The organism is Labrys sp. KB_33_2 (assembly GCF_052114505.1).
Taxonomy (GTDB): Bacteria; Pseudomonadota; Alphaproteobacteria; order Rhizobiales; family Labraceae; genus Labrys.
In genome coordinates this window covers 264,250-283,059 of the sequence record NZ_JBFREW010000001.1, presented here as the reverse complement: position 1 = coordinate 283,059, position 18,810 = coordinate 264,250, and the positions used below count along the sequence as shown (strand labels likewise).

Annotated in this window: 21 protein-coding genes and 1 tRNA gene; 9 read left to right on the top strand and 13 right to left on the bottom strand. The window is 62.3% G+C overall.

The genetic code is table 11. From position 1 onward, the window contains the following. Positions 1 to 80 precede the first annotated feature (80 nt). Both AB4037_RS01365 and AB4037_RS01360 read left to right on the top strand, forming a co-directional pair. Positions 81 to 680, top strand: coding sequence for a nitroreductase family protein (locus AB4037_RS01365; protein WP_434957863.1), 600 nt, complete (start codon positions 81 to 83; stop codon positions 678 to 680). Between the two features lie 164 nt (positions 681 to 844). Then, positions 845 to 919 (top strand) — tRNA-Gly (locus AB4037_RS01360). A 140-nt stretch (positions 920 to 1,059) separates the two neighbouring features. Here AB4037_RS01360 and AB4037_RS01355 read toward each other — a convergent pair. Then, positions 1,060 to 1,485: a septal ring lytic transglycosylase RlpA family protein gene (locus AB4037_RS01355; RefSeq protein ID WP_441770282.1), complete on the bottom strand. Its 426-nt coding sequence runs from the start codon at positions 1,483 to 1,485 to the stop codon at positions 1,060 to 1,062. A gap of 195 nt (positions 1,486 to 1,680) precedes the next feature. Here AB4037_RS01355 and AB4037_RS01350 point away from each other — a divergent pair, with 195 nt between their 5' ends. The 3 genes from AB4037_RS01350 (at position 1,681) to AB4037_RS01340 (ending at position 2,748) form a co-directional block, all read left to right on the top strand. Beyond that, the gene (locus AB4037_RS01350; RefSeq protein ID WP_434957865.1) at positions 1,681 to 1,872 is read left to right on the top strand and encodes a CsbD family protein; all 192 of its coding nucleotides are present in this window, start codon (positions 1,681 to 1,683) and stop codon (positions 1,870 to 1,872) included. A 35-nt stretch (positions 1,873 to 1,907) separates the two neighbouring features. Beyond that, on the top strand, positions 1,908 to 2,168 hold the full coding sequence (locus AB4037_RS01345; protein WP_068288273.1) for a GlsB/YeaQ/YmgE family stress response membrane protein: 261 nt from the start codon (positions 1,908 to 1,910) through the stop codon (positions 2,166 to 2,168). Between the two features lie 427 nt (positions 2,169 to 2,595). Beyond that, the gene (locus AB4037_RS01340) at positions 2,596 to 2,748 is read left to right on the top strand and encodes a hypothetical protein (RefSeq protein ID WP_434957866.1); all 153 of its coding nucleotides are present in this window, start codon (positions 2,596 to 2,598) and stop codon (positions 2,746 to 2,748) included. Between the two features lie 46 nt (positions 2,749 to 2,794). On the opposite strand, the gene AB4037_RS01335 is transcribed toward AB4037_RS01340, so the two are convergent. The 12 genes from AB4037_RS01335 to AB4037_RS01280 all read right to left on the bottom strand — a co-directional run bounded on the left by AB4037_RS01335 (position 2,795) and on the right by AB4037_RS01280 (position 14,310). Next, a complete protein-coding gene (locus tag AB4037_RS01335; RefSeq protein WP_434957867.1) occupies positions 2,795 to 3,757 on the bottom strand; it encodes a pyridoxal-phosphate dependent enzyme in 963 nt (320 codons plus the stop codon). Between the two features lie 36 nt (positions 3,758 to 3,793). Next, complete coding sequence (locus AB4037_RS01330) at positions 3,794 to 4,522, bottom strand: amino acid ABC transporter ATP-binding protein (protein WP_434957868.1); 729 nt, start codon at positions 4,520 to 4,522, stop codon at positions 3,794 to 3,796. Further along, positions 4,519 to 5,253 (bottom strand): ABC transporter permease, encoded by a 735-nt coding sequence (locus tag AB4037_RS01325; RefSeq protein ID WP_441770281.1) that lies wholly within the window; start codon positions 5,251 to 5,253, stop codon positions 4,519 to 4,521. The genes AB4037_RS01330 and AB4037_RS01325 overlap by 4 nt, the downstream gene beginning before the upstream one ends. Before the next feature lie 104 nt (positions 5,254 to 5,357). Continuing rightward, positions 5,358 to 6,023 carry an ABC transporter permease gene (locus AB4037_RS01320; protein ID WP_441770280.1) on the bottom strand — a complete coding sequence of 222 codons (666 nt, stop codon included), beginning with the start codon at positions 6,021 to 6,023 and terminating at the stop codon, positions 5,358 to 5,360. Between the two features lie 114 nt (positions 6,024 to 6,137). Further along, positions 6,138 to 6,926 (bottom strand): transporter substrate-binding domain-containing protein, encoded by a 789-nt coding sequence (locus tag AB4037_RS01315; protein ID WP_441770279.1) that lies wholly within the window; start codon positions 6,924 to 6,926, stop codon positions 6,138 to 6,140. Between the two features lie 74 nt (positions 6,927 to 7,000). After that, a complete protein-coding gene (locus AB4037_RS01310) occupies positions 7,001 to 7,963 on the bottom strand; it encodes an ornithine cyclodeaminase family protein (protein ID WP_434957872.1) in 963 nt (320 codons plus the stop codon). Continuing rightward, on the bottom strand, positions 7,960 to 8,562 hold the full coding sequence (locus AB4037_RS01305; protein WP_441770278.1) for a helix-turn-helix transcriptional regulator: 603 nt from the start codon (positions 8,560 to 8,562) through the stop codon (positions 7,960 to 7,962). Before AB4037_RS01305 ends, AB4037_RS01310 begins: the two co-directional genes overlap by 4 nt. 109 nt (positions 8,563 to 8,671) lie before the next feature. Then, positions 8,672 to 9,829: a M20 metallopeptidase family protein gene (locus AB4037_RS01300; RefSeq protein ID WP_441770277.1), complete on the bottom strand. Its 1,158-nt coding sequence runs from the start codon at positions 9,827 to 9,829 to the stop codon at positions 8,672 to 8,674. A 178-nt stretch (positions 9,830 to 10,007) separates the two neighbouring features. After that, positions 10,008 to 11,009: an ABC transporter ATP-binding protein gene (locus tag AB4037_RS01295; protein WP_441770276.1), complete on the bottom strand. Its 1,002-nt coding sequence runs from the start codon at positions 11,007 to 11,009 to the stop codon at positions 10,008 to 10,010. Positions 11,010 to 11,178: 169 nt separating this feature from the next. Beyond that, complete coding sequence (locus AB4037_RS01290; RefSeq protein WP_441770275.1) at positions 11,179 to 12,018, bottom strand: carbohydrate ABC transporter permease; 840 nt, start codon at positions 12,016 to 12,018, stop codon at positions 11,179 to 11,181. A gap of 10 nt (positions 12,019 to 12,028) precedes the next feature. After that, positions 12,029 to 12,961 carry a carbohydrate ABC transporter permease gene (locus tag AB4037_RS01285; RefSeq protein WP_434957877.1) on the bottom strand — a complete coding sequence of 311 codons (933 nt, stop codon included), beginning with the start codon at positions 12,959 to 12,961 and terminating at the stop codon, positions 12,029 to 12,031. Positions 12,962 to 13,053: 92 nt separating this feature from the next. Next, complete coding sequence (locus AB4037_RS01280) at positions 13,054 to 14,310, bottom strand: ABC transporter substrate-binding protein (protein ID WP_441770274.1); 1,257 nt, start codon at positions 14,308 to 14,310, stop codon at positions 13,054 to 13,056. Between the two features lie 369 nt (positions 14,311 to 14,679). Here AB4037_RS01280 and AB4037_RS01275 point away from each other — a divergent pair, with 369 nt between their 5' ends. The 4 genes from AB4037_RS01275 (at position 14,680) to nagA (ending at position 18,639) form a co-directional block, all read left to right on the top strand. Then, entirely contained in the window at positions 14,680 to 15,582 is a 903-nt protein-coding gene (locus AB4037_RS01275) for a BadF/BadG/BcrA/BcrD ATPase family protein (RefSeq protein WP_441770273.1), read from the top strand. Between the two features lie 80 nt (positions 15,583 to 15,662). Beyond that, a complete protein-coding gene (locus AB4037_RS01270) occupies positions 15,663 to 16,445 on the top strand; it encodes a GntR family transcriptional regulator (RefSeq protein WP_434957880.1) in 783 nt (260 codons plus the stop codon). After that, positions 16,445 to 17,470 (top strand): SIS domain-containing protein, encoded by a 1,026-nt coding sequence (locus AB4037_RS01265; RefSeq protein ID WP_441770272.1) that lies wholly within the window; start codon positions 16,445 to 16,447, stop codon positions 17,468 to 17,470. The genes AB4037_RS01270 and AB4037_RS01265 overlap by 1 nt, the downstream gene beginning before the upstream one ends. Further along, complete coding sequence (nagA, locus tag AB4037_RS01260; RefSeq protein WP_441770271.1) at positions 17,467 to 18,639, top strand: N-acetylglucosamine-6-phosphate deacetylase; 1,173 nt, start codon at positions 17,467 to 17,469, stop codon at positions 18,637 to 18,639. Before AB4037_RS01265 ends, nagA begins: the two co-directional genes overlap by 4 nt. Positions 18,640 to 18,810 lie beyond the last annotated feature (171 nt).

The window sequence follows — 18,810 nt, the reverse complement described above, 5'->3', positions numbered from 1 at the left end:
AGGCATGGAGTTTTGCAGTCGAGGTTGCGTTCGAGCGCCTCTTCCGCTTTGGCAAATTTTCATTGAGAGAAATTCTTCTCATGTCCAAGACCTTTATCGACCATATCAAGACCCGCCGCACGCAATATGCCCTGGGCAAGACGTTGCCCAAGAGCCAGGAAGAGATCTCACTGCTGATCCAGGACGTGATCAAGCACGTACCTTCCTCCTTCAACTCGCAGAGCTCGCGCGCCGTGATCCTGTTCGGCAAGCAGAGCGACAAGTTCTGGCACCTGACCAAGGAGATCCTGCGCAAGATCGTGCCGGCCGACAGCTTCGCCTCGACCGAGGCCAAGATGGACAGTTTCGCCGCCGGCGCTGGCACCGTGCTGTTCTTCGAGGACCAGAATGTGGTGAAGAACCTGCAGGAGCAGTTCCCGCTCTATGCCGACGCCTTCCCAGCCTTCTCCGAGCAGTCCGGCGGCATGGCCCAGTTCGCCGTGTGGACGGCGCTGGCCGAGCATGGCATCGGCGCCAGCCTGCAGCACTATGCACCGCTGGTCGACGAGGCCGTGCAGAAGGAATGGCATGTGCCGACGTCCTGGAAGCTGCGCGCCCAGATGCCCTTCGGCTCCAACGAGCAGCCCTTCCCCGAGAAGAACTTCATGAGCGACAACGATCGCTTCAAGGTCTACAGCTGAGATTCGTCGATACGGGCTGGCGCCGTGAACCGGCGCTATGAGCGAATGATTGCGAGATCGTCAGGCCCGGCCTTGTGCCGGGCCTTGTCACATCCAATGAAAAGCGTGTGGGTGGCCTTGATCCACGCCCGAGAAACAGGCTACAAGATCGCAGCAATCGCTACGCGGGTGTAGTTCAGAGGTAGAACGTCAGCTTCCCAAGCTGAATGTCGTGGGTTCGATTCCCATCGCCCGCTCCAAAACCCCCTTTAAAGATCAACAGCTAAACGACTATCGCGCATTTGGCGAAAGCAGGTTGAACAAGGGCCCAGACGCAAAAGGCACCCCTCCAACCCGAAGATCGAGGGGGCGGATATGCCGCTGTCCGCACGGCAATGAGCTATCGTCGACGCGGCGGAAGCTTTGGCTGTGCGTTGGCCTTTTCCGAGGCCAAGGAAGGCGCTGCAATCTTGGCGACTGATACCCTGGTCGTGCCCGTCTCGATCATCCCGACGGCCTTGGCGGCTCCGTAGGAAAGGTCGATCATGCGACCCCGCTTGTGAGGGCCTCGGTCGGTGACGCGGACGACAACGCTCCTGTGGTTCTTGAGATTGGTAACGCGCAGCTTCGTTCCGAAAGGTAAGGAGCGATGGGCCGCAGTCAGTCCTGCTGGATTGAAGCGTTCTCCGTTTGCGGTACGATATCCCTTCAGCTCCTGGCCATAAAAGGATGCCGTGCCTAGGGTTTCTGCATGTCCAGAGACCATAGCCATGAATATAATGATCATGGAAAAGCTGAAAATTCCGCTTATGATACGCATGCCCATCCAGTCAATTCCTTCTGTAATTGACGATTAATTACGGTAGGAATCGAATGGTTTCGATTTTATTACCTGCCAGTTGCGACCACTAACACGGCTCAAGAACTGCGAGGAGGTCCCCCCTAAGTCAAAATCACTACGGAACCTCGAAAGGACGCCAGCGTTTGTGAACTGGGGGTCTGCATTCAAGGGAGTAACCGAGTGAACAGCACAACGGACAAGGTCAAGGGTATCGCCAACAAGGTGGCGGGTTCGGTGAAGGAAGGCGTCGGCAAGGCGGTGGGTAATCAGGAGATGGAAGCCGACGGCGCGATTCAAAAAGCCAAAGGAGAGGTCCAGGAGGCCAAGGGCAAGGTCAAGGACGCGGTCAAGTCGGTAATCGACAAGGCGTGAATCCCAGACAATCCGATAGATGCAAAGGTGAATGAATGGATCGTCCCGAGGTTGGTTGGATCGCCGCGATAATCATTGGCGGCTTGGCCGGTTGGCTGGCTGAAATGTTCATGAAGAGCAATACCGGCGTCCTCATGAACATCATTCTTGGCATCGTAGGTGCGGCCCTCGCCAGCTTTCTGCTGGGCTTGCTAGGCGTGGGCTTCGGTGGGTGGCTGGGCTACCTTATCGCCGGCTTTATTGGCGCCTGCATCCTCATTGCCCTCGCGCGAATGCTCAGCGGTTCTCGCGTCTGATGCTCGAGGCCAGATGGGGCAAACGCCACCCCATCTGGCCTCTCTCGCGGCATACGACGGAAGATGCGCCTCGGCAGCGCCGAGCTTTTCCATTCAGCCTTGAAACGTCAGCATCGTATCGTTGCGGCCTTGACTATTTCACCCCCGGGTGTTACCGGTAAGTAACATCGATGGAGAATCAGAAGGCTTTCGGGGGAAGGGGGTTCTCGCCGATTCAAACGGCTCCAACAGCCGCCCAAACATGGATCTTTTCGCCTGCATTGCGCATGTTTGAGTATGCGCCCACTAGGCAAGGGCCAGGTCGTTTCTTATTCAATAACGAAATAATATTTAATTTTTAGCTTGCGTGAAATTTCATCGCGCTTGTGGAGCATAAAACCTCCTCTTTGGAAGCTTTATCTCCGTATATTTTCGAAAGATTCCAGAAATGAAGATTATCATCACGTCTATATTTCTACTTCTTAGCGCCGTTACGGCCATCACGCTCACCTCGGTCTCGGCTGAACCTGCCGGCGACAACACGGCCATTACGCATGGGCAGGCCCACGAAGCCACGCCGGACACGCGTTTGCTCGCCTGACCAGCCAACGCCCTCCGGATCGGTCCAGCAGCCGGAGGGCGCTCCTTTAGCCGAATACCGCTTTCGTCAGCTTGTCCCGGTCGTAATTGGCCCCGCACAGCACCACCACATTGACCTGTTCGCGGCAAGCGCTCGCAACCTTGGCGAATCCCGCCAAGGCCAGGCCGGCAGAGCCTTCCACCAGCATGTTTTCCTTGAAGGCGAGATCGCGGAGTGCTGCGACGATTTCCTCTTCCGTGCAGATGATCGTCTCATCGACCACCGACATTGCGAGACCAAGCGTCATCGTCTCCTCGGCGACACCGCCGGCGACGCCGTCGGCCAGCGTCTCCAGGTGCTCGGTCTCGACCACCTTGCCCGCCGCCATCGACATGGCGAAGGCGCAGGAATTGCGGGCTGCGATCCCATAGATGCGCGCGCCTGGCAGGAAGCTCTTCAACACGCTGCCGATCCCACTGATCAGCCCGCCCCCGCCCATCGCGATGAAGACATTGTCGATGGCGGGGTGCTGGTCGAGGAGTTCCAGCCCGATGGTGCCCTGCCCGGCCACCACATCGGGATCGTCATAGGCCGAGATATATTCATGACCCTTGTCACGGGCGAGCTCGAGCGCATGCTGCTCGGAATACCAGGTCTCGGCGCCGAACAGCCGCGTCTCCACGCCATAGGAACGGATACGGGCGAGCTTGGCGGCAGCGACCGTTTCAGGCAGTACCACGGTGAGGTCCCGCCCGAAGGAACGGGCAGCCTGGGACGAGCCGATGCCATGATTGCCGGACGAGGCCGTGACGAGATGGCGTCCCGGCGCCATGGCCGAAATCTTGGCGCTGGCGCCGCGGATCTTGAAGGAGCCCGTGAGCTGAAAATTCTCGGCCTTGAAGAAGAGCTGGCTGCCTGCTTCGGCGCCGATCTGCCGCGACGGCAGCAGAGGCGTTTCGTAGATATGGGCCTTGATGCGCTGGCGCGCCTGCACGGAGCGGGCGGCCGAAGCCAGAACGTCGGGGTTCATGACAGTCTACTCCTTGGCTGACACCCGATATCCAGATCAGTGCCGCGCGATCTGGTGCAGGAAATCCCGGGTGCGGGGATGCTGGGGATTTTCGAAAAAGGCCTTGGGTTCGGCGCTCTCGACGATGCGGCCACCATCGAGGAAGACCACGCGGTCGGCCACATTCCTGGCAAAGCCCATTTCATGGGTCACCACAACCATGGTCAGCCCCTCGCGCGACAGATCCACCATGACATCGAGCACCTCCTTCACCATTTCGGGGTCGAGGGCGGAAGTTGGCTCGTCGAACAGCATCACCTTGGGCGCCATGCAAAGCGCCCGGGCGATGGCCACGCGCTGCTGCTGGCCACCGGAGAGTTGGCCGGGGTAGGAAGCGGCCTTATCGGCGAGGCGCATGCGCTCCAGCATCGCCATGGCGAGATCAGCCGCCTCCTTGCGCGCGAGGCCGCGCACGCGGCGCGGTGCCAGAATCAGATTTTCCAGCGCGGTTTTGTGCGGGAACAGGTTGAACTGCTGGAACACCATGCCGACCTCGCCGGCGAGGTCGAGCACATTGGTGCAATCGGGCGCAAGATGGTGGCCAGCGATGCGGATATCGCCACCACTGCGCGTCTCCAGGCCATTGAGGCAGCGGATCAGGGTCGACTTGCCCGAGCCCGACGGACCGCATAACACCACCCGCTGGCCCTCCCCCACCGACAGGCTGACGCCCTTGAGCACGGTGTGGGGGCCATAGGCCTTGGTGAGATTGGAGGCCAGGATCATGGCGCGGCCTCCGCGGCCTGGCGGGAGGGCGCGCTCGCCTTGGACGACCCGAAGCCGGTCGAACGGAACAGCGCGCTCTCGCCGGCCCGGAAGATCAGGCTGAAGGCAAAGCCGACCAGGAGATAGACGAGGCCGGCGACGATGAACACTTCGAAGGGAGCATAGGTCTTGGCGGTAAAGGCACGCGCCGCGCCCGTCATCTCCATCACGGTCACGGCGCTCGCGAGCGAACTCGCCTTCAGGACGAGGATGAGCTCGTTGCCGATCGATGGGAAGATCGCCCGGTAGGCCTGAGGCAGCACAACATCGATAAAGGTGCGCCGGCGCGACAGGCCGAGCGACACGCAGGCCTCGAACTGCCCGGCCGGTATCTTGCGGATGCCGCCGGCGATCACCTCGGCGACATAGGCCGAGGAATTGATGCCGATCGCCAGGATGGCGCAATAGACGGGATCGCGCAGAACAGGCCACAGCACGCTGTTGCGAACCGCGGGAAACTGCGCCAGGCCGTAATAGAGAATGAAAAGCTGCACCAGCAACGGACTGCCGCGCAGCAGGAAGGTGTAGAGCCAGGTCGTCCCGCGCAGCAGGCGGAACTTCGAGACCCGGCCCAGGGCGACCGGCAGCGCCACGAACTGCCCGACCGCAAAGGCAGCCAACGTGATCAGCAGCGTCAGCTTGAGCCCGGTCAAAACGACGGGAATGGCGCGGAGCAGCATTTCCAGGGACATGTCGCCTCCTAGAGCAAAGCGCGTTCATGAACGCTTGTTTGCTCTAACTCTTTGTTTCGACGCGCTTTGCGGTTCCAGATGACTCCGTCAAATCGCAAAACGCTTTACCGCATCCAGGTCAGACGGCTGTTTCCGAAGCTCAGAACAGCGGTCGAGACGGTGGTGATCAGGATAAAAAGGGCCGCGACGATGAGATAGAAGGTCATCGGCTGGTGGGTGGCACCGGCCGCCACCACGCCCTTGCGCATCAATTCCTCCAGCCCGACGATGGAGACAAGCGCGCTTTCCTTCAGGATCACCAGCCACTGATTGCCGAGGCCGGGAAGCGCGTGGGAGAACATCTGCGGCAGGATGATCTTGCGGAACAATTGGCCCTGCTTCAGGCCGAGGCTGCGCGCCGCCTCCCATTGGCCCAGAGGAATGGTCTGCAGGGCGCCGCGCATGATCTCGGTCAGATAGGCGCCCGACACGAAGGACAGCGCCGCGATGCCCGCCGCCAGCGCGCTGACCTCGACATAGGCTCCGACCAGTCCGGTGAGCAGCACCGTCCCGCCATAGAACACCAGGAAGATCACCAGGAGTTCCGGCAGGCCACGAATGACGGCCACATAGGAGGCGACCAGCCAGCGCAGGGGCTTGGGACCCGAACTCCAGGCGAAGACGGCTGCTATGGCAAGAACGAACCCCACCATGAAGCTGCCGACAGCCACTTGCAGGGTGACGAGAAGCCCCTGGAGGAGTTGCGGGAGATAGGCTGAAACCACGGACATGGAAGAGATCTCGCTTCGGGAGCACGTTGGAGTGCCCGTCCCCCTCCCCTGAAGCGGGAGGGGGCGTGCATTACATTGGCTCTAGGCGGTGCTCAGCGGCGCCGGCGGGTACGCTCATTTCTTCTTGAAGGAGACGTCGTACTTGAACCACTTCTCCGAAAGCTTGGCGACCGTGCCGTCGGCAAGCATGGCGTTGACGGCCTCGTCGATCCGCTTCTTCAGATCGTCCCGGCCCTTCTTCAGGGCAATGGCCTGCCCCCGGCCGAACTCGGCATAATCGGCACTGGTGATCAGCGGACCGGCGATGGTGATACCGCTGTCCTTGCGGGACGACATCATGCCTTCCCAGGCGGAGCGCTCCATCAGTCCGGCATCGAGGCGACCGGCCACGATATCGTCGGCGACCTGCTCGGCCCGGTCATAGAGACGGACGTCGGCACCCTTGAAGTGAGCCCGGATCACGGCCTCGTGGGTCGAACCCGTCTGCGCGCCGATCACCTTGCCGGCCAGCCCTTCTTCGAGGGCCTTGGTATCCTTGGCCTGGGCCACGGGGCTCCCCGCAGCGACGACGATGTTGTTGGGCGCATCGGCATAGGGCGCCGAAAAATCGACCTGCTTCTCGCGCTCGTCATTGATCGACAAGCCCGACATGATCAGATCATATTTGCCGACCTGCAGCCCCGGTAGAAGGCCGTCGAAAGCCTGGTTGCCCCAGCTGCAGTCGGCGCCGATGCGCGTGCAGACCTCGTTGCCGATGTCGCGATCGAAGCCGACGATCTCGTTGGCGGCATCAACCGACTCCCAGGGCGGAAAATCCGCGCTGGAGGCGATGCGCAGGCTCTCCGCCTTCGCGGCCGAAACGCTCAGCAACGCGGCGAGCGAAACCATCAATAGTCTCTTCACGGCAGTCCCCTCTCAAAACAAACTTGAACGGATGTGGGCGTGGCAGCCGCCCGCCAAGACGATGAAAAACGCCCTCACATCACCAGATCGGGCACCCTCTGCAGGGCGGTCCTGGCGATGGCGATGTCCTGGGTGGCAAGACCGGTGAGGTCGGCAATGGTGATCGCGTCGCTCGAACTGCGGCCCGGCTTCGATCCGTTCAGGATGGCACCGAGTTCGAGGCAGTCCTCCTGGCGGAACAAGCCGTCCTGGAAGGCGGTGGCGAACTCGCCATGGTCGAGGCTCTGGCTGGCGAGATCGGCCACCAGCAGATCGGCCCTTGCGATCAGGGCCGGATCCAGTTCCTGCTTGCCAGGCGCATCCGCCCCGACAGCGGTGACATGGGTGCCGGGCGTGATCCATTCGCTCGCCACATAGGGTGCGGTCGCGGGCGTGGTGGCGATGATCACGTCGGCCGAGCGGCAGGCTTCCTCCAGATCCGCGGCCTGCGACACCTGGATGGCGGAGCCGGCGAATTCGGCGACGAGTTCTCTTGCCTTTTGCGCCGAGCGCCCCCAGACGAGAAATTGCACGGGGCGCTTGGCCAGCGCCGCGGCGGCGCGGATCTGGAAACGCGCCTGCGTGCCGGTACCGAGCACGGCAAAGACCTCGCTGTCCGGACGGCAGAGAGCGAAGGTGGCGACGGCGCCACCGATGCCGGTGCGCAGATTGGTGAGCCAACCCTCGTCGTTCAGGATGGCGACGGTGGCGCCGGTAGCAGCTGAAATCGCGATCATCATGCCGCTGCTGGACGGCAAGCCACGCTTGGGATTGTCATAGAAGCCGGAAGCGATCTTCACCACGAAGATCGGATCGCCGGCGATATAGCCATATTTGATGTGGCAATCGGCATTCTGCGCGCGCAGCTCGAGATAGCCGACCGGCGGCACGTTGGCCCGTCCGTCCGCCACGGCGACATAGGCATCGGTGATGGCTGATATGGCGGCGGCGTCGATCGAAACCAACTCCTGGAGCTGGGCCAGCGAAAGGCTAATCATTTTTCATTTCTCAAATATTTGTAGACGGTCGCGCGCCCCATGCCGAGCACGCGCGAAATATAGGCGGCGGCATTCTTGCCGCTGAACGCGCCGCTCTCGGCGAGCGCGACGACCAGGTCCTTGCGGTCGGCATGGGTCATCGCCGAAATCGCGACATTGCGCCCATGCGTCCATTGCCGGATGAACTCGTTGATTCTTTCGTGCCAGTCCTCCTTGAACAAGGCGTCCGGCCGATAATGCGGCTCCGGCACACGCACGAGCGCCGACAGCGTCTGCATGACGGCGTGGAAATCGGAGACGTTGACATTGATGCACATCACGCCGAGCGGGCTGCCCGCCTCATCGCGCAGTACGACGGTAATCGATTTGAGAGCCCGGCCATCCCAATTGACCTTCTCATAGGGACCGATCACCGGATTGTGGCTGTCGAAGTCGACCTCATGCAGCAGCGAGGGTTCCCCGGGGACGCGCTTGGAGAAATTGCCGGCAAAATAGACGGCCTTGTCGGTGGAGAGCTCGTGCAGCACCACTTCGACATAAGGCTGAAACAAAGCAGCGATGGCGTCGCAGATCGGGCGATAGCGATGAAGGCTGTCCATTTGATCCGAGCAGGCTCCCACCTCAATCCTGGCGGCCACTGGCGGCCACCTCCAGCCTCTTCCAACACCTAGGGTACTGGAAACAAAAAGTCTACAGAAGATTATTTGTCTACGATAGAGCTTGCTCGGCCGTTGCCACCAACAAGCGGACGCCGGTGCCTATGATGGCATCGTTGAAATCGTAGTCGGGCTGGTGAAGCCGGCCATGCTGCTCCGACGGACCATTGCCGATCCAGGCATAGGCGCCGGGCAGATGCTCGAGGAAGGCGCCGAAATCGTCGCCCGCCATGGTCGGCACGCCGACATGCAAGGCCGGGCTTCCGGGCAATGCACGCGCAGCTCGCCTCATGATCTCGGCTTCGGCCGGTGTGTTCACCACCGGCGGGCTCGGCAACTCGTCGAAGCCGATCTCGACCTCGGTCGAGGCGATCCTGGCGGCCGACTGAGCGATCTCCTCGATGCGCGTCCTCAGGAGAGCCAGAATGTCGGGGCGCAGGCCGCGGAAAGTGCCGGCCAGCGTAGCTTCGCGCGAAATCACGTTCTGAGCAAAACCACCCTGGAACGAGCCGACGGTGACGACGGCGGCATCGAGCGGATTGATGGCCCGGCCCACTGCCTGCTGGATGCCGGTGACGAAATGGCTGCCGGCCAGCACGGGATCGCCGGTCATGTGCGGCATGGCGGCGTGGCCGCCAGGCGCCTTGAACGTCAGGGTGAACTCCCCGGCCCCGGCCATCACCGGGCCGTCATGCACCACCACCTCGCCGGCCGGCACATCGGGCCAATTGTGCAGGCCGAAAATATTGCGGACGGGGAAGCGCTCGAGCAGGCCGGCATCAAGCATGAGTTGGGCGCCGCCATAGCGCTCTTCCGCCGGCTGGAACACCAGATAGACCGTGCCGCGGAAACGGCGGGTCTGCGAGAGATGGGAAGCCGCGCCCAGAAGCATGGTCATATGCCCGTCATGGCCGCAGGCATGCATGGCACCTTGTATCTGCGAGCGATGGGCGAAGCTGTTGTGCTCGTCCATGGCGAGAGCATCCATATCGGCGCGCAGGGCCACGCCCGGCCCCTCGCCGCTGCCCTCGACGACACCGACGACGCCATAGCCGCCGACACCGGTATGGACGGGAATTCCCATTTCGGTCAGGCGCTCGGCGACGAAGGCCGAGGTCCAGGCTTCCTCGCGGGAGATCTCCGGATGGCGGTGCAATTCGTGCCGCATCGCAATCAGGCGGGGCATGGCGTCGTCGACAATATCGGTCATCGCTGGAATCGTCCGTCAAATGGCAAGCATAGACGAACTAGTCCACAATGAATGTTTTGTCTATAAGTACGGGAGACGGTGATGCTGCCTCCACGGAGGCGGGCGCGAGATCGGTGTGCCGGCCCTGCTCCATCGGCATACCGATGGAGCAGGGCCGGCATATCGGATTTCGCACGCCTCACCCGCGCAGGCGCTTGCCGTTCTCGTCGAAGCGCAGGGTCCGTGCCGGATCCGGCGTGGCGTAGATGGCGGCACCCGGCTCAACCTGATACTCGCCCGAGAGACGCACCGTGATCGAGCCGGCCTTTTCGGTGTCGAGATAGAGATAGGTATCGGCGCCCAGATGCTCGGCATAGACCACAGTGCCCTTCCAGTCGCCGGCCTCGCGGCTGACGGTGACATGCTCGGGCCGCACACCGATGGTCTTCACGCTCTCGCCGAGGCGTCCGCCGTCGACGAAATTCATCTTGGGCGAGCCGATGAAGCCGGCGACGAAGGTGTTGTCAGGATCGTTGTAGAGCTGCATGGGCGCGCCGACCTGCTCGATATGGCCGCCATTCAGCACCACGATCTTGTCGGCCAGAGTCATGGCCTCGACCTGATCATGCGTCACATAGACCATCGTCGCCCTGAGGCGCTGGTGAAGCTGGGCAATCTCGATGCGGGTGTTAACACGGAGCGCTGCGTCGAGATTGGACAAGGGCTCGTCGAACAGGAAGAGCTTGGGCTCACGCACCACGGCACGGCCGATGGCGACGCGCTGGCGCTGGCCGCCGGAGAGCTCGGAGGGCCGGCGCTCGAGATAAGGCTCGAGAGCGAGCATGGTCGAGGCCTTCTTGATGCGCCTGTCGATCTCGGCCTTGTCTTCGCCAGCCTGCTTGAGGCCCAGACCCATATTGTTGCGCACGGTGAGGTGGGGATAGAGCGCATAGCTCTGGAACACCATGGCGATGCCGCGCTTGGCGGGCGGCACGTCATTGACGGGCTGGCCGTCGATCTTCACGGCGCCAGAGGTGGTGTCCTCCAACCCCGCGATGATGCGCAGCAGGGTGGACTTGCCGCAGCCCGACGGCCCCACGAAGACGACGAACTCGCCGTCTTTCACGTCCAGATTGATCCCCTTGAGGATGTCGACCGAACCGAACGACTTCTTCACATTCTCGATATTCAGCGAACCCATGATACTTCCCCTAAAGGTTGACGGTGGGGCGCATGCGCGCTTCTTCATCCGCTCGATGCGGACCACGAAAGAATTTCATTGCAGATTGGGGGGAGGCCGGATGCCCTTAAGCCGGCTCGTCACCGTGCCGTCTCGCGCTGAGCGGGGCGGCATGGCGTGGAGCCAGGCTCTACTTGACGGCGCCCGAGGTGATGCCGCGGATGAGCTGCCGCGAGAAGATCACATAGAGCACCAGCACCGGCAGGATCGCGAGTGACAGCGCCGCCAGTACGGCATTCCAATTGGTGACGAACTGCCCAATGAAGACCTGCGTACCGAGCGTGATGGTCTTGGTGCTCTCGCCCGGTGCCAGGATCAGCGGGAACCACAGATCGTTCCAGATCGGGATCATGGTGAAGACCGCAACCGTTGCCATGGCCGGCCGCACCAGCGGCAGGACGAGGCGGAAGAAGATACGGTATTCCGACAATCCGTCGATGCGACCGGCGTTCTTGAGATCGTCCGAGACCTGTTTCATGAACTCGGACAGGATGAATACGGCCAGCGGCAGACCCTGCGCCGTATAGACCAGGATGAGGGACGTCAGCGTGTTGACCAGACCGCTGGCGACCATGAGCTGCAGGATGGCGACGGTGCCAAGCCTGATCGGGATCATGATCCCAAGGGCCAAATAGAGGCCCATTAGCGTGTTGCCCTTGAAGCGATATTCGGCGAGCGCAAAGGCCGCCATGCCGCCAAGCAGCAGCACGAAGAACAGGGAGACCACCGTGACGATCATGCTGTTCTGGAAGTAGAGGAAGAAGTCGCCCTGGGCGAGCACGGTCTTGTAGCCGATGGCGTCGAAGGTGGCCGGTCCCGGCGGTGTCAGAGGCGAGCGGAAGATCGCATCCCTCGATTTGAAGGAGTTGATCAGGACCAGGATCACCGGGAACAGGGCGATCGCTGTGTAGACGATCAGCACCGTATGGGCGGCGATCGAACGGGCCGGAGAGTGCGTGGCTTTGCTCATGTCGATCTCCTCAGAACTGATACCGCCGCAGCCGTGTCTGGATGGCGAACAGATAGACGCACACGCCGGCCAGGATGATGAAGAACATCATGGAGGCGATGGTGGCGCCCATGTTCGGATCGCCGAGCTGCAGCTGGAAGCCGAAGAAGGTGCGGTAGAGAAAGGTGCCGAGAATGTCGGTCGAATAGTTCGGCCCGGCCAACGCTCCCTGCGCCGAGTAGATCAGGTCGAAGGCATTGAAATTGCCGACGAAGGTGAGGATCGAGATGATGCCGATCGAAGGCAGGATCAGCGGCAGCTTGATCTTCCAGAACTGAGCAACGCCGGTGATGCCGTCCATCTCGGCCGCCTCGACCACCTCCTCGGGGATCGATAGCAAGGCTGCATAGATCAGCATCATCGGAATGCCCACGAACTGCCAGACCGAGACGAGGCCGAGCGTGGTCAATGCATAGGCTTCCTTGCCGAGCAGCGGCGTGAACCAGCTCTTGAGGCCGATCAGGTCCAGCATCGAGGGCGCCACGCCCCAGAGCGGGGAGAGGATCAGCTTCCACACGAAGCCGACGATCACGAAGGACAGCACGGTCGGGATGAAAATCGCCGTGCGGTAGAAAGCCGCGAAGCGCAGCTTGGGATGGGAAAGCAGGGCCGCCAGCACGACGCCTATCGGGTTCTGGACCACCATGTGGATGAGGAAGAACCAGCAATTGTTGCGCAGGGCATTCCAGAAGCTCGAGGCCCAGCGCGGGTCGCCGAACAGCGTGCGGAAATTGTCGAGTCCCGCGAAATGCGACACACCATCGACGGTCCGGAACAGCGAAAGCTGCAGGGTGCCGATCAGCGGCAGGATCATCACGAGCGTGTAGATGATGACGGCTGGCGCCAGAAAAATCGGAATGTGCCAGCGAAACGCTTTTCTATTTGGTGAATCTTCGAGAGACATTGCAGCAATCCTCGCATGTGCGTTGCTGTTGTCGGAGACGGCGATGATGGAGGGGATGGCCGCGCCTTCTCGAGGCGCGGCCGAAGCAAGCTCTACTTAGCCGGCTTATACCAGCTGTCGAGACCCTTCTGGAGCTTCTCGGCAGCGACTTGCGGCGTGTCGGTGCCGTTGATCACATTGGCGGATTCGACCCAGGTCTCGTTCTCGAGATTGGGCGTGCCGCGCGACAGGATCTTGTAGGTTGAACGGATGGTCGACCTGCACTTGCCGCGCCAGGACACGAATTCCTGCGCCAGGGGATTGTCCAGCTTCACCTCGCTTTTGGCGAGACTGAAGAAACCCGGCAGCGCATTGGCATAGAGCGTGGCGAATTCCGGCGATGCCATCCAGGCCAGCAGCTTCTTGGCCGCTTCCGGATTCTTGCTCTTGGCGTTCAGGCCGAAACCGATGTCGTTGTGGTCGGAGATGTAGCAGGGATCACCAGCCTTGCGCACGGGCGGCGGGAAGGCGCCCATCTTGAACTGCGCCTGGGCGCCGAAGGGGGAGATCTCCCACGAACCTGCCGGATAGATGGCGGCGCGGCCGAGGGTGAACAGGTTCTGGCTGTCGGGATAAGTCTGCGCCTCGAAGCCGTCGCCCAGATAGGACTTCCACTTGGCCAGCGTGACGAAGGGCTCGACCCAATCGGCATCCGTCAGCTTCTGCGTGCCCTTGATCAGCGCCAGGCGACCGTCCTCACCCTTCCAATAGGTCGGGCCGATGTTCTGGTAGCCCATCGTGGCGGCTTCCCAGAGATCCTTGGTGCCCATCGCCATCGGGATATAGGTTCCGTCGGCCTTGATCTTGTCGAGCGCAGCGAAGAACTCTTCCTCGGTCTGCGGCGGCTTGAGGCCGAGCTTGTCGAAGGCTTCCTTGTTGTAGATGAAGCCGTGGATCACCGAGGCCACGGGCACGCAGAAGGTCGTTTTGGCGTCGTCGGTCTGCCAGGCGGCCTTGGCGGTGTCGGTGAAATTGTCCATACCCTGGAGAGCCGACAGATCCGTCAGATGCCCCTTCTTGTAGAGTTCGAGGGAAGCATCGAAGGGGCGGCAGGCGATCACATCGCCAGCCGAACCGGCATCGAGCTTTGCGTTCAACGCGGCATTGTATTCCGGCGGCGCCGAGGGCGTGAAATTCACCTTGACGCCGGGATTGGCCTTCTCGAAAGCGGGGATCAGTTTTTCCTGCCAGATGGCAAGGTCGTCATTGCGCCAGCTTTCGATCGTCAGCGTGGCGTCCTGCGCCGAAGCAGCCGTCGCCGCGAGAATGGTGGAGCCCAGGAATAGGGCCATCAAAAGTCGCTTCTTCATCCGTCTTCCTCCCTGTACCGGCCACTGCCAGGGCCGGCTCTGGTCGACTTGGGGGTCTCCAGCCCCAGCGGAACGCACGCTTTGCGCTGCCCTTCCGGCCGGCAACTGGCCTGTTGCCCGGAGGCCGATGAACTGCGCGACCGCAGCCGCCGCCTGGTGGCGCCAGCCTAGGCCCGGCACCGCCCCCTCCGATGGCCAGGACAATACCAAATAAATACCACTTGTCCAGAGGTCTTATGGCACTTTTCTCATCAAATTGCTTCAAATTGCATAATGCATTGATTTTGCTTAGTTTAATTTTTTTACCGCAATCACCACTTGACGAGTGGTAGCTTATTGGTATTGTCTTCTCATAAGGAGAAGACGGCGATGATGGTCCTTGGCGTCGATGGTGGAGGAACAAGCTGCAGGGCTGCGCTCGCAACAGCGCAGAGCCAGATCATCGGTCGCGCCAAGGCCGGGCCGGCGAACATCCGCACGGATCTGGACGGGGCCTGCGAGAACATCATGGCCGCTGTCCACCAGGCCTTCGCCGATGCGGGCCAGGATCCGGCTGGCATCCCCGACACGCCCATCGTGCTCGGCATGGCGGGTGCCAATATCGCCATCTATGCCACCAAGCTGCTCGCCCGCCTGCCCTTCCGCCATTGCCGCATCGAAACCGATGTCCTCATCGCCCTGGAGGGTGCGATCGGGGCGGGAGACGGCGCAATCGGCATCCTGGGGACCGGCAGCCATTATCTGGCCCGGCAATCGGGACAGGCACGCTATCTTGGCGGCTGGGGCCTCGCTGTCGGCGACCAGGGAAGCGGGGCGCGGATCGGACGCGACCTGCTGGAGGAGACACTGCTCGCCCATGACGGTATCGCCCCCCGCTCGCCCCTGGTCGAGGCGGTGCTGGCCGCCCACCACGACGATCCGCAGGAGATCGTCGAGTTCACCAAGACCGCCCAGCCGCGCGACTTCGGCACCTTCGCGCCGATTGTCTTCGACCATCTCGACCGTGGCGACCCGACTGCGGCCAGGATCGTCAATCGGGCCATCGCCGCGGTCGAGGTTTCGCTGGATGCCCTCGGGCTTGCCAATGCGACGCCCCGTTGCTTATTGGGCGGGCTGGCAACGCTGATCGGACCTCGCCTTTCCGCAAAACACCGGGAGCGGCTCGTACCGCCGCTGCAGGACGCCTTGGGCGGCGCAGTATCCATGGCTGCCCGACTATTCGGCCTCGAGCGGTCATTGTCGGATGGCAAACAAGGACTGATCCAGCCATGATCGCCAGAGCGTTGAGTCACGCCGAACTCTTGCCCTCCTTCAAGGGACAGGTCCGAGATTTCGGCTCGGAAAGGCAAGCCATGAGTGACGCCATCGACCTCATCTTCCGCTCCCTGGCCGATGCCAAGGGCAGCAATGCGCCGCTCTACCTGCAATTGCGCAAAACAATCGAAGAAGCGGTCCGGGACGGCGTGCTGACGCCCGGCGACGCACTTCCCTCCGAGCGGGACATTGCCGTCAAGGCCGACATCTCGCGTGTCACGGTGCGCAAGGCGCTGCAGAACCTGGTGGAACAGGGGGTGCTGATCCAGCGCCACGGCTCCGGCACCTTCGTGGCGCCCCGGGTCGAACGTGTCGAGCAATCCCTGTCACGCCTGACCTCCTTCACCGAGGATATGGCGCGGCGCGGCAAGCAGGTTCATTCGGTGTGGCTGGAGCGAGGCGTCTACGTCCCCTCGCCGCAGGAGACGATGGTGCTCGGCCTGACGGCCAACGAGATGGTGGCCCGCGTGAACCGCCTGCGCTTTGCCAATGAAACCGCCGTGGCGATCGAGCGCGCTTCCATCGCCGCTTCGCTGCTGCCGAATCCGGAAGAGGTCGGCTCTTCGCTCTATGCCGCCCTCGCCGAGCACGGCAACAAGCCGGTGCGCGCTGTCCAGCGCATCTCGGCCGCCAATCTCGGGCCGGAGGATGCCCAGCTCCTGCGCATTTCTCCAGGTGCCGCCACGCTCAATATCGAGCGCGTCTCATACCTGCCCGGCGGCAAGGTGGTTGAATTCACCCGGTCGATCTACCGGGGCGATACCTATGATTTCGTAGCAGAATTGCGGCTGGCCGAGCCCAGCGAAGGAGAAACATCGTGATGTCCGAAACCCATATGCGCCGCGAGGTGCTGGAAATTCCCCAAGCCGTCGCACGGCTGTTCGAACAATCGGCCGCTGAGATGGAGCGGGCAGGCACTGCGCTGAAGGACGTCGATCCACATGTCCTGGTCACCGTGGCCCGTGGCTCTTCCGACCATGCCGCCTCCTTCCTCAAATATGCGGTCGAGCTGACCACCGGCGTGCCGGTCGCCTCGCTCGGCCCTTCGATCGCCTCGATCTATGAGGCACCGCTCAAGCTCGCCGGCGCCGCCAGCCTGGCGATTTCGCAGTCGGGCAAGAGCCCCGACATCGTCGCCATGGCAGAGGCGGTGCGTCGCAGCGGCGCGGTCGCCATCGCCCTCACCAACACGGCAGGCTCGCCCCTGGCACTTGCGGCCGACCATGCGATCGACATCGCCGCCGGCACCGAGAAGAGCGTTGCCGCTACCAAGACTTTCGTGAATTCCGCCGTGGCCGGGCTCGGCGTCCTCGCTCATTGGGCCGGCGACAAGGCGTTGCTATCAGCCCTCCACGACCTGCCTCGTCATCTCGAGCAGGCCGTCGCCTGCGATTGGACCGCCTTTGCCGATGCCCTGGAAGGCACCTCTTCGGTCTTCGTCCTCGGCCGCGGGCCGGCCCTGGCAATCGCCAACGAGGTGGCGCTGAAGTTCAAGGAAACCTGCTCAGTGCACGCGGAAGCCTATAGCGGCGCCGAGGTGATGCATGGACCGATGGCGCTGGTGGGACCGGGTTTCCCGGTGCTGGCCCTGGCGGCCCGCGACAAGGCGGAAAGCTCGATCATCGGCGCCGCCGACGCCTTGGCCGCCAAGGGGGCAGCCGCCTTCATCACCGCCGACGGCGCCCACCAGGCCACCCGCCTGCCCTTCGCGGCCACCGGCCACCCATTGACCGACCCGCTGGTGCTAATCGCCTCCTTCTATGCCTTCGTCGAGGCCTTCGCCCGTCGTCGTGGCCTCAATCCCGACGAGCCCCGCAATCTGCGCAAGGTCACGGAGACGGTATGAGCACGCAATCGGCCCTGCTGGCCCCGCGCATCTTCGACGGCGAGGGCTGGCATCAGGATGCGGCCGTGATTGTCGATGGCGAGCGCATCGAGGCGATCGTGCCTCGCAGTGCCGTCCCGGCGGGCATCGCGGTCGAGACGGTGGAGGCCGGCTTCATCGCGCCCGGCTTCATCGACCTGCAGGTCAATGGCGGCGGCGGGGTAATGCTGAACGACCGCCGCAACGCCGAGACCATCGGCACGATCTGCGCAGCCCATGCGCAGTTCGGCACGACGGCCCTGCTCGCGACCCTGATCACCGATACGCCCGGTATCACCGCAGAGGCCCTCGAGGCCGGTGCGGAGGCCGCACGACGGAAGGTGCCGGGTTTCCTCGGCTTGCATATCGAGGGACCGCATCTCGCCGTTTCGCGCAAGGGCGCGCATGACCCGAAACTGATCCGCCCGATGGAGGAGACCGATCTCGCCAGGCTGGTTGCCGCCAGAAGCCGGGTTCCCGTCCTGCTCACGACGGTGGCCACGGAGTCAGTGACGCCGGCCCAGGTCCGTCGCCTCGCGGAGGCCGGCCTGGTCGTCAGCCTCGGCCATTGCGATGCCGAATATGGCGATGTGGTCGCGGCGACGGAGGCCGGCGCTTCCATGGCGACGCATCTGTTCAACGCCATGAGCCAGATCAAGAACCGCGAGCCGGGACTAGCCGGCACCGCGATCGCCCTTGGCGGCCTCTCCGCTGGCCTGGTGGCCGACGGCATCCATGTCGATCCCATCACCATCGACATCGCACTACGGGCCAAGAGAGAGCCCGGCCGGATCTTCCTGGTCACCGACGCCATGGCCACGATCGGCACGGACATGCAGCAGTTCACGCTCAATGGCCGGGTGATCAAGCGTGAGAACGGCCGCCTGACGCTGGATGACGGTACTCTCGCGGGTGCCGACCTCGACATGATTTCGGCCGTGCGTTTCGTGCATGAGAAGATCGGTGTCGATCTGGGCGAAGCCCTGCGCATGGCCTCGCTTTACCCGGCCATGGCCGTGAGCATGGATCGGCAGTATGGCCGTCTGCGCCAGGGCAGCAGATCCGACATGGTGGTGCTGACCGATGAGCTGGCGATTGCTTCCGTCTGGATCGGAGGGGCGGCCGCTTTTCGATCGAAAACACAGCACTGATATAATAGAGCATCGACCCGCACAGGGGCACCTTCTGAAGTTATAAATCAGGAGGTGTTCCTATCTTTATTTTACTCTCGGATTTTTTCAATAAACCTATATTATTTGCTATTGTTACCTTTACGGTAGATGGATGCATCTGCTTGTTGTTCGACTCAACAAATTTCTCAG